Genomic DNA, 9351 nt, shown 5'->3' on the forward strand with positions numbered 1-9351 from the left:
CCCGTGTTGAAGGGCAAGATTGAACGTTGGTTATCACCGATAACTGTGCAAGAAAACGATTATGTAAGCACAGTCCAACTCCTGCGGTAGCGCGAGCGCCGCTTGTATGAGCGGTTCCCATGCATCCAATCGAACTATCCGTCGTCATTCCCGTGTTCAACGAAGAAGACAGCATTCAGCCGCTCATTATGCGGGTGCGCGATGCACTGGCGAATTTTCCATCTCCCTGGGAACTGATCCTGATCGACGATGGCAGCACCGACCGAACGCTCGTGAATGCACGGAAGGCCCTTTCCGATCCCGGCCTCGACCTCAAAATCGTGGAACTGCAGAAAAACTTCGGGCAGACGGCCGCGATGCAGGCCGGCATCGACGCGGCCACGGGCCGTCTGATCGCCACGCTCGACGGCGACCTGCAGAACGATCCGGCCGATATCCCCGAAATGGTCGCGGCGATCGAGGAACGCCAGCTCGACCTGCTCGTCGGCTGGCGGAAGAACCGGCAGGATGGGCTCCTGCTCCGCAAGATCCCATCCTGGTGCGCCAATCGCCTGATTGGCAAGATCACCGGTGTCAGGCTTCACGACTATGGCTGCAGCCTGAAGGTCTATCGGGCGTCGATCATCAAGCAGGTGAAGCTGATGGGTGAAATGCACCGCTTCATCCCCGCCTGGGTCGCCGGCGTCGTGCCGAGCAGCCGCATCGGCGAAATGCCGGTTACCCATCACGCGCGGCAGCACGGCCAGTCGAAATATGGAATCTCCCGGACCTTCCGCGTGATCCTCGATCTCCTGTCGGTGCTGTTCTTCATGCGCTACAAGGCGCGCCCGGGACACTTCTTCGGCTCGATCGGCCTTGCGACGGGGGCGCTCAGTGCGCTGATCCTGCTCTATCTCGGCTTCGACAAGTTCATTCTCGGCAACGATATCGGAACCCGGCCGATGCTGATCGTCGGCGTGATGCTGTTCCTGTCGTCGGTGCAGCTCATTACCACGGGCATTCTCGCGGAGATGATGGCGCGCACCTATTTCAGCGACGACGGCACCACCAACTACATCGTGCGGCAGGTCTTTAAGCGGGACCAAACCGATGCTTGAGGCCGTCAACCGCCGGCCGAACCTGGTCATCGCACTGATTGCTGGCTACTTCCTGCTTTGCATCGCGCTCAGGCTTTCCGCCTCGACATCGCTCGAGATCGACGAGTCCGAGCAGGCCTTCGTCTCGCAGTTCCTGATGCTCGGCTACGGTTCGCAGCCGCCCTTCTACAACTGGCTGCAGTATGGCCTGACCGCCCTGTTCGGCCCGTCGGTCGCGACGATGACCGTGCTCAAGAACGGCCTGCTGTTCCTCTGTTGCCTCTTCTTCGGCCTGGCCTCGCGCGAGGTCCTCGGCGACCGCCGACTTGTGGCAACCACGACGATAGGCATCCTGGCTCTTCCGCCCATCTTCCTGCTTGCCCAGCGCGACCTCTCGCACACGGTCGCCGCGCTGTTTGCCGTCTCCCTTTTTCTTTACGCCTTCCTACGCACCATGACCCGGCCGACGCTCTTTGCCTACGCGCTCACGGGCATGGCCGTCGGGCTCGGCGTCATTTCGAAGTACAATTTCGTGCTCGTTCCGGCCGCCGCGATCATTGCGATCCTGCCGGAACCGAAGCTTCGCGCCCGGCTGTTCGACTGGCGTATCCTCGTCGCAATCGCGGTCTGCGCGCTGATTGCCCTGCCACACGGCACCTGGATCCTTCAGAATATCGGCGCCGCGTCGAGCAATACGTTCAAGGAAATGGGAACGGGACAGGACCCAGGCTTCGTGTCGAAGGCGCTCAAGGCGCTGGTCGCGCTTACTGCCGCGACGCTCCGTGGCTCCACGATCATCCTCGTCGTCTTCGCTGTCGTATTTCGCAGGGACTTGCCGAAGATCTGGCGCGCAGACAGCCTCTGGGCTCGCGTCGTCGGGCGCATGCTCGTCATCTGTCTCGGCGCCGTCCTCGTCATCATGCTGGTGGCCGGCGCCACCCACATGCGGGAAAAGTGGCTGGTTCTCTTTCTCGCCCTGCTGCCACTCTACCTGGCGCTCAAGGTCGAGGCGTCCGGCGTCGACACGACGCACAGCGTCCGGCCCTTCGTCCTCTTTATCGGCTTCGTGATCGTAGCGACGCTGGTCGTGGTGTCGACCCGCGCGGTCGTCCGGCCCTGGTTCGGCAAGGTTTCGAGATTGAGCATTCCCTACAGCACCCTCGTCGACACCGTCGTTCAGCAACGGGGTCGCGAACCGGCGATGGTTCTGGCCACGAACAAGCAGGTGGCCGGCAATCTGCGAACGCGCCTGCACGGGGCCAAGGTTTACGTGCCCGGCAACAGCAGCAGCCCGGCTATCGACCATCTCTCCGGCCCGCTACTCGTTGTCTGGAGCGAGGACGGCAAGGCCGATGCAGCGCCACCGGCGCAACTCGTCGATACGCTGAAATCGCTGGGCGTGCCGGAAACCGCGCTCGACCCGCAGCAGCTCGCCCTGCCCTATCTGCACGGCACGCTCGAGGATCGCTACAGTTTCGGCTATTTCTGGATCGACGATCCGTCGCGATCCGCGCCGACGAGCAGCTTGAGCTCGCCGGGGTGAATGCGAAGCGCGACGTCGCGGCCCATCGGCAGCAATTCGCCGTCGATGACGCAGTTGATCTTGCGCTCGACTTTCGGAAAATGCAGGTCGAGTGCATGGCCGCTCATGGCGGTAATCAGCGGGCTGTCGCGGAATTTGCCGCGCATCACATCGAGCGCGAGCTTGGCGACACCCGGCGGGCTCAGGGGCGGCGCCGTGTAAAAGCCGAGATGGCCGGCGGTCACGTCGTCGGCATACATCAGCGTATCGCGGCCGAACGGATTGTTGGAGACCGAGACCGCAGACACGTGGCGGCTCTCCTTGTGGCCATCGACATCGAACTCGATCTCGAAATCCGGAGGGTTGAGAATCACTCCGACCGCCGCGCGGGTGCTGGCGGCGATCTTTCCTGCCCTTGAGCGAAAGCTGTAGGATTCGCGGTAGCGCACCATGCGCGCATGCAGCCCCATGGAGAACTGATGCACGAAGGCGCGGCCATCGGCGCTGCCGATGTCGCCGTCGATGATCACGCCATTGGCCAGCACTTCCGGCACTTTCCAGATATCGAGCGGCAGCTTCAGCGTACGGGCGAAGAGGTTCATCGTGCCGGCGGGAACGACGCCGAGCGGCATGCGGTGCTTCCAGGCAAGACCGGCGGCGGCCGAAATCGTACCGTCGCCACCGCCGGCAAGAATGGCATCGAGATCGTCGCGACGGCACGTCCGTTCCAGCACCTCGCACATCTCGCCTCCGGATACCGCCGCAATCTCGATCTCGTGCCCGGCAGCATGGAAGACGTCTTCGACCTTCTGGCCATAGGCGGCCATATCCGTCGTGCGGAAGGTTCCGCCGTCACGATTGAAGATTGCCTTGATTTTCATGAACGGGTCATCGGCTCCATTGCCGCGGCAATGCGGCTCACCGCGATCAGATAAGCGCGATTGCGGCCAATTCCAGAACCTTACCGAAACTTAACGGGGCGGCGGCGCGAACGCGAGACTTCCGGCTATTCCATTTCACCCGACGCGGCGAAGGCCGAGCGTTACCGCAACGCAGCGATCAGCGCGGTTCGGGCAACTTCAGCGGCCCACCCGTCTTGATCGAGCGGATCGCGAAATTGGACCGGATGTCGGTGACGACCGGCAAGGCCAGCAGCGTCTCGGTCAAGAGCTTCTCGTAGGCAGGCAGATCTTCGACGACGACCTCGGCGAGGAAATCGGCATTGCCGGAGATCAGGAAACAGGACACCACCTCGGGGATGGCGAGCAACGCCTCCTGCTGCTGCTGCGCGTTCTCGCGGCTATGGCGCCCCACCTTGATCTCGACGAAGACCGTCAGCCCGAGACCGGCTTCCTTGCGATCGATATCGGCCCTGTAGCCGCGCAGGATGCCGGATTTCTCCAGGTTGCGGATGCGCCGCAGGCAGGGCGACGGCGAAAGATTGACCTTTTCGGCAATCTCGACGTTCGTTGCGCGCGCGTCCTCCTGAAGGATTCTGAGGATGGCGAGATCGAATTTATCGAGACTTGGCATTTTTACAAACTTCAAAGGTTGATATTGGCACATTGTTGCTGACGATAGTCTATTTCAGGCACAAATCGCAAGGACATGCTCCGCCCTCAGGGCGTAATCTTCCTTCCAGACCCAAAAGCCCCAGTGGTATCCAAATCGGGAAGGAAATTCAAATGGTTGCGCTCGCTCTCGATCGCGGCAATACGACGCCTGTCGCCGCCGGCTATGCCGGTGCCTTCATGACCGTCCTCATCTGGGCGGGCTGGATTCTGGCAACCCGGCATTCGGCCGGCACGGCGCTCAGCACGATCGACCTCGGCCTGATCCGCTACGGCGTGCCCGCGCTGCTTCTTGCGCCGGTCTGGCTGAAGACAGGGCTGTTGCCGCGCAAGTTGCCGCTGCTGTTGCTCGCCCTGATGGTCGCCGGTTCGGGTGCCCTCTTCTTCCAGGTCTCCGCCTTTGCGATCCACTCCGTTCCGGCCTCCTCCGTCGGCGTTCTCCTCGGTGGCTCGATGCCGCTTGCCACCGCCCTTATCGGCATCGCGGTCTTTGGCGAACGACCGGACCGCATGCGGGTGCTCGGCTTTGCCGCAATTCTTGCCGGCGTCGCCATCCTCTTGACCCGCAGTCTCGGCAGTGCGGCATCGACGGGCTGGAGCGGCTATGCGCTGCTGCCGACCGCTGCAACCCTCTGGGCGATCTACACCCATGCCTTCCGTCGCTCCGGCCTCAGCCCGTTGCAGGGGAGTGCCTTGATCGCCATCTGGTCGTTCCTGATCCATCTCGGGCTTGCCGCCTGTTTCGGCAGCACCCTCGCCAGCGTTCCGCTCCAGGAGATCGCCTTGCAGGTCACCAGCCAGGGCATCCTCTCCGGCCTCGTCGCCATGGTCGCCTACGGCTTTGCCGTGAAGAGCCTCGGCGGCACCCAGGCCGCCGCCTTCACGGCGCTGACCCCGGTTCTCGCGATGATCGGCGGCGCCATCCTTCTCGGTGAGCAGATCGGCCCCTTCGAGATCCTCGCCGCGGTCGTCACCGCTGCCGGCGTCGCACTTTCGACCGGTATTCTCTCGCCCAGGCCCTGACCGCTCGCAGCCAAGCGCAGAAATAAGAAGGCCCCGGGCGTTTCCGCTCCGGGGCCTTTTCTGTTTCAAAGACAAGCTCAGCCGTGAATGATCTCGCGGTGTTTCTGCAGCCGGTGACCGTAGGCCTGGCTGACGCGATCGAAGATGATGGCAATGCCGACGATCGCAAGGCCGTTGAAGATGCCGAGCGTGAAGTACTGGTTGGCAATCGCCTTCAGCACCGGCTGGCCGAGGCCCTGAACGCCGATCATCGAGGCGATGACCACCATGGCGAGCGCCATCATGATCGTCTGATTGATGCCCGCCATGATCGTCGGCAAGGCGAGCGGCATCTGCACGTTCTTGAGCTTCTGCCATCCCGACGAACCGAAGGCATCCGCCGCCTCGAGCACGTCCTTGTCGACCAAGCGGATGCCGAGATTCGTCAGGCGGATCATCGGCGGGATCGCGTAGATGACGACGGCGATCAGGCCGGGAACCTTGCCGATGCCGAGCAGCATGACCACGGGGATCAGGTAGACGAAGCTCGGCATGGTCTGCATGACGTCGAGGATCGGATTGACGATGTTCTGAAACCGGTCCGACCGCGACATGACGATGCCGATCGGTATACCGATCGCGATCGACAGGACGGTGCAGACGAAGATCATCGAGACCGTCTTCATCGTGTCGTCCCACATGTCGAAATAGCCGATCAGCAGAAGCGTGCCGACGCAGCCGGCGACGATCTTCCAGTTGCGGCTTGCCACCCAGGCGATGAAAGCGACCAATATCAAGATGATCGGCCAGGGCGTTTTCGTCATGAAGCGCTCCGACTGGATGAGGAAAAACTGCAAGGGCTCGAAGAAGCCTTCGATCGCATCGCCATAGGCGCGCGTGAAGCCGCGAAATCCCTCATCGATCGCCTTTTTCAGGGCTCTCAGACTCTCGTCGTCCATATGCGGAAACTGGGTCAACCAGTCCATTCCAATTCCCCTTCACATCTTACCGGCCGCGATTGTTGTTTTGCTGTTGCCGGACATCGAACATGAGGCGGCGCGAGAATTGCGCCGCCATGGTTCAGGCGCTCATGATCAGAGCGCGGCCTTGACCTTTTCGGCGACCTCGGGAGAAACCCATGGGGTCCAGATGTCAGGGTTTTCCTGCAGGAAGTGCTTGGCGCCCTCCTCGCCGCTCGCCTGGTTGTCGGTCATCCAGGCCATCAGCTTGTTGACCGTGTCGTTGGTCCAGGCGCGTTTGTTCAGGTAGTCCATGGCGGGGCCGGCGCGATCGGCAAAGGCCTTGGTCACCAGCGTCTGGACCTTGTCCTTCGGCCAGTCGTTCTTCTTCGGGTCCGCGCAATCGGCAACGGTGTTGCAGCGCTTCCATTCGGCCGCATCCGCCTCGACACCATGGCCGAGCTTCACCATCTCGTATTTGCCGAGAAGAGCCGTCGGCGCCCAGTAGTAACCAACCCAGCCCTGCTTGCGCTCGTAGGCCTTGGCGATCGAGCCATCGAGGCCGGCAGCCGAGCCGGTATCGACCAGCGTGAAGCCGGCGGCCTCGCCGCCATAGGCCTTGTAGAGCTGCGACGTCACCACTGTTCCGCCCCAGCCCTGCGGGCCGTTAAAGACGGCGCCCTTGCTCGCGTCTTCCGGATCCGGGAACAGTTCCTTGTGCTTCAGGGCGTCATCGATGGTCTTGATGTCGGGATTGGCGTCGACGATGTACTTCGGCACCCACCAGCCCTGGACGGCGCCATCGGAGAGCGCCACGGCGGCACCGACGAGCTTGCCTTCCTCGAGACCGCGATTGACGACATCCGGAAGCAGGTCGACCCAGCCTTCCGGCGCGACATCCGGCTGTCCCTTCTCGATCATCGAAGTGATCGTCGGCACGGTGTCGCCGACCACCAGTTCGGCATTGCAGCCGTAGCCTTCCGTCAGGATGATCTTGTCGACGCTCGCCAGTACCTCGGCGCTCTGCCAGTTCATGTTGGCGATCGTCACGTCGCCGCATTCGGCGGCCGAAGCGGCACCGGCGAGGCCGAGGAGGCCGGCGGCCAGGCAGGTCGTTGCAAGAAGCTTCTTCATTTCCGTTCCCTTGTTTGGCGGTGCATCCCGTCGCACTGCCGATCTCACCGCGGGGATCGACAGCGTCACAGGGCTCGGTCCAACTCTAGACAACAGGGACCGAGGGCCTGCAGATCCGTCGGCTTCAAGCCGATGACACCATGAAAGCTAACGGGCTTTTCCGGCAAGGACTTTCCCATTTGCGGCAACGGGTGCCTTTCCTAATGTTTGAACATGGTTGAAGCCGGCGTCAGGACGATTTGCTGCGCTGGTAGTAACGCGATACGCGGACCCGGTTTCCGCAGCGCGCCGCCGAGCACCAACGCCGCCGGGCATTGTTCCCGACGAACAACATGACGCAGTCTTCCGCCTCGCATTTGCGGATCAGCCGGCCTCCCGAGCCTGCAAGCAGCGCTGCAGCATCCTCCGCAAGGAAAGCTGCCAGACGCAGAGCTGCCGACCCTGCTCTCTGGCGGGTCAGCGCGGGTGGATCGCCCCATTCGAGCCGATGGACAGCAGGCGCGTCGCGCATGGCCGCATTGAGCCCTTCAACAGCGGCCGCCGGCACGCCGAGGCCGCGCATCTGGTGATCAAGGGCAGTTGCCAGGTTTTCACGAACGGAATGGATGGGCGCGAGGTCTGCCGCAGAGATCGACGCCATGTCCGTCGAAGACAGCTCTGGAAGCCGATCCTTCTCCAGCTCAAGCCAAACTCGCAACCCTTTGCCATCCGCAATCAGGTCGACTGCTTCCGCGGAAATCTGTGGTCGCGTGTTGACGAGATCCAGGGCCAGCGGCTCCCCGACGAACGGCGTCACATCCATGATCGACCTCCCACTCTTCTAATTCCTATTTTTACAATTGACACATTAGCCAAGTCGATGCAATTCTAATGCATAAACTTCAACATTAGGAGTGTTAAATGCCAATCGTTCGCGTCCCGGTCATTCGTCACCGCTCCATCGAAATCGACGGCGTTCGCCTGTTCTATCGGGAGAGCGTGCCTCGCGACGCAGGCACCGATGCTCCAACCGTCCTGCTGCTCCACGGTTTCCCATCCTCGTCTCATCAGTATCGCCGCCTGATGGATGCGCTCGGCAACGATTACCGATTGATCGCACCCGATTATCCGGGTTTCGGCCACAGCGACGCTCCGACGTCGACAAACGAAGGCGGTGCTTTCACCTACAGCTTCGACCGGCTGGCAGATCTGATTGAGGGTTTCGTCGACGCACTGAAACTGGCGCGGTTCGTGCTCTACGTCTTCGACTTCGGCGCACCGGTCGGCTTCCGGCTTGCCACCCGTCGTCCGGAACTGGTCGCCGGACTTGTCGTGCAGAATGGCAACGCCTATCACGAGGGCCTGTCGGAGGCGGCACAGAGCTTCATCGCTTTGACGCCGGACACTACGGATGCAGGCGAGCGGATCGAACAGTTGCTGACGCTGGAAATGACCCGTGCGCAATACGAAGGCGGGACGAGCAACCCCGAGCGCATCGCGCCCGACGGGTGGACGATGGATCAGCATTTTCTCGATCTGCCGGAGCGGCGCCAGCCGCAATACGACCTCTTCTTCGACTACAAGAGCAACCTTGCGCGCTACGCCGAATGGCAGGACTGGTTGCGACGCGAGCACCCGCCGACATTGATTGCCTGGGGCAGGAACGACCCCTTCTTCACCGAACCCGGCGCCCGCGCTTTTTTGCGCGATGTGCCCGAGGCAGAGCTGCACCTGTTCGAGACCGGCCACTTCGCCCTGGAAGAATTCCTACCGGAGATAGCGCCGCTGATCGCCGACTTCGTGGACCGGAACTGGTAGCCCTGCCACAAAAGGAAGCGGCGCCGGAGAATATTTCCGGCGCCGCTTCTTGTTCATCTGGAATTGCGGCTGTCCCGCCGTCCATCACATGTTCGGATAGACCGGCCTTCGCCGATTTCCTTCACGGAGGTCCGCGCGGCCCGCCTCCCGAACATCACATGTTCGGGTAGACCGGGCCTTCGCCGGCTTTCCTCACGAAGGTCCGTGCGGCCCGCCTCCCGAACATCACATGTTCGGGTAGACCGGGCCTTCGCCGGCTTTCCTCACGGAGGTCCGTGCGGCCCGCCTCC

The 9351-nt window shown here is 62.2% G+C and carries 9 protein-coding genes; 4 read left to right on the top strand and 5 right to left on the bottom strand.

The window, feature by feature from the left end; all coding sequences use genetic code 11:
- Nucleotides 1–119: 119 nt before the first annotated feature.
- Together XB14_RS12625 and XB14_RS12630 are read left to right on the top strand one after the other, a co-directional pair.
- Entirely contained in the window at nt 120–1097 is a 978-nt protein-coding gene (locus XB14_RS12625; protein WP_077961850.1) for a glycosyltransferase family 2 protein, read from the top strand.
- On the top strand, nt 1090–2619 hold the full coding sequence (locus tag XB14_RS12630) for an ArnT family glycosyltransferase (RefSeq protein WP_077961851.1): 1530 nt from the start codon (nt 1090–1092) through the stop codon (nt 2617–2619). The genes XB14_RS12625 and XB14_RS12630 overlap by 8 nt, the downstream gene beginning before the upstream one ends.
- On the opposite strand, the gene XB14_RS12635 is transcribed toward XB14_RS12630, so the two are convergent.
- Both XB14_RS12635 and XB14_RS12640 read right to left on the bottom strand, forming a co-directional pair.
- Nucleotides 2556–3479, bottom strand: coding sequence for a diacylglycerol/lipid kinase family protein (locus tag XB14_RS12635; RefSeq protein ID WP_077961852.1), 924 nt, complete (start codon nt 3477–3479; stop codon nt 2556–2558). The two genes, XB14_RS12630 and XB14_RS12635, sit on opposite strands and share 64 nt — an antisense overlap.
- Nucleotides 3480–3657: 178 nt before the next feature.
- Nucleotides 3658–4131: an Lrp/AsnC family transcriptional regulator gene (locus XB14_RS12640; protein WP_077961853.1), complete on the bottom strand. Its 474-nt coding sequence runs from the start codon at nt 4129–4131 to the stop codon at nt 3658–3660.
- A 152-nt stretch (nt 4132–4283) separates the two neighbouring features.
- On the opposite strand from XB14_RS12640, the gene XB14_RS12645 reads away from it, so the two are divergent.
- Nucleotides 4284–5192 carry a DMT family transporter gene (locus tag XB14_RS12645; protein ID WP_077961854.1) on the top strand — a complete coding sequence of 303 codons (909 nt, stop codon included), beginning with the start codon at nt 4284–4286 and terminating at the stop codon, nt 5190–5192.
- A gap of 77 nt (nt 5193–5269) precedes the next feature.
- Here XB14_RS12645 and XB14_RS12650 read toward each other — a convergent pair whose 3' ends face one another.
- The 3 genes from XB14_RS12650 to XB14_RS12660 form a co-directional block, all read right to left on the bottom strand.
- The gene (locus tag XB14_RS12650) at nt 5270–6157 is read right to left on the bottom strand and encodes an ABC transporter permease (protein ID WP_077961855.1); all 888 of its coding nucleotides are present in this window, start codon (nt 6155–6157) and stop codon (nt 5270–5272) included.
- 108 nt (nt 6158–6265) lie between these two features.
- Nucleotides 6266–7264: an ABC transporter substrate-binding protein gene (locus XB14_RS12655; RefSeq protein ID WP_077961856.1), complete on the bottom strand. Its 999-nt coding sequence runs from the start codon at nt 7262–7264 to the stop codon at nt 6266–6268.
- A gap of 229 nt (nt 7265–7493) precedes the next feature.
- The gene (locus XB14_RS12660) at nt 7494–8066 is read right to left on the bottom strand and encodes a CGNR zinc finger domain-containing protein (protein ID WP_077961857.1); all 573 of its coding nucleotides are present in this window, start codon (nt 8064–8066) and stop codon (nt 7494–7496) included.
- Nucleotides 8067–8164: 98 nt separating this feature from the next.
- On the opposite strand from XB14_RS12660, the gene XB14_RS12665 reads away from it, so the two are divergent.
- Nucleotides 8165–9061: an alpha/beta fold hydrolase gene (locus XB14_RS12665; RefSeq protein WP_077961858.1), complete on the top strand. Its 897-nt coding sequence runs from the start codon at nt 8165–8167 to the stop codon at nt 9059–9061.
- Nucleotides 9062–9351: the final 290 nt, after the last annotated feature.

Origin of the sequence: Ensifer adhaerens (assembly GCF_002007205.1) — a bacterium.
Taxonomy (GTDB): domain Bacteria; phylum Pseudomonadota; class Alphaproteobacteria; order Rhizobiales; family Rhizobiaceae; genus Ensifer; species Ensifer adhaerens_D.

What these genes read in the sequence shown, in the direction of transcription:
- XB14_RS12650 (WP_077961855.1), bottom strand. Translation starts at nt 6,157, where the DNA reads ATGGACTGGTTGACCCAGTTTCCGCATATGGACGACGAGAGTCTGAGA.
- XB14_RS12645 (WP_077961854.1), top strand. Translation starts at nt 4,284, where the DNA reads ATGGTTGCGCTCGCTCTCGATCGCGGCAATACGACGCCTGTCGCCGCC.
- XB14_RS12665 (WP_077961858.1), top strand. Translation starts at nt 8,165, where the DNA reads ATGCCAATCGTTCGCGTCCCGGTCATTCGTCACCGCTCCATCGAAATC.
- XB14_RS12630 (WP_077961851.1), top strand. Translation starts at nt 1,090, where the DNA reads ATGCTTGAGGCCGTCAACCGCCGGCCGAACCTGGTCATCGCACTGATT.
- XB14_RS12625 (WP_077961850.1), top strand. Translation starts at nt 120, where the DNA reads ATGCATCCAATCGAACTATCCGTCGTCATTCCCGTGTTCAACGAAGAA.
- XB14_RS12655 (WP_077961856.1), bottom strand. Translation starts at nt 7,264, where the DNA reads ATGAAGAAGCTTCTTGCAACGACCTGCCTGGCCGCCGGCCTCCTCGGC.
- XB14_RS12640 (WP_077961853.1), bottom strand. Translation starts at nt 4,131, where the DNA reads ATGCCAAGTCTCGATAAATTCGATCTCGCCATCCTCAGAATCCTTCAG.
- XB14_RS12635 (WP_077961852.1), bottom strand. Translation starts at nt 3,479, where the DNA reads ATGAAAATCAAGGCAATCTTCAATCGTGACGGCGGAACCTTCCGCACG.
- XB14_RS12660 (WP_077961857.1), bottom strand. Translation starts at nt 8,066, where the DNA reads ATGGATGTGACGCCGTTCGTCGGGGAGCCGCTGGCCCTGGATCTCGTC.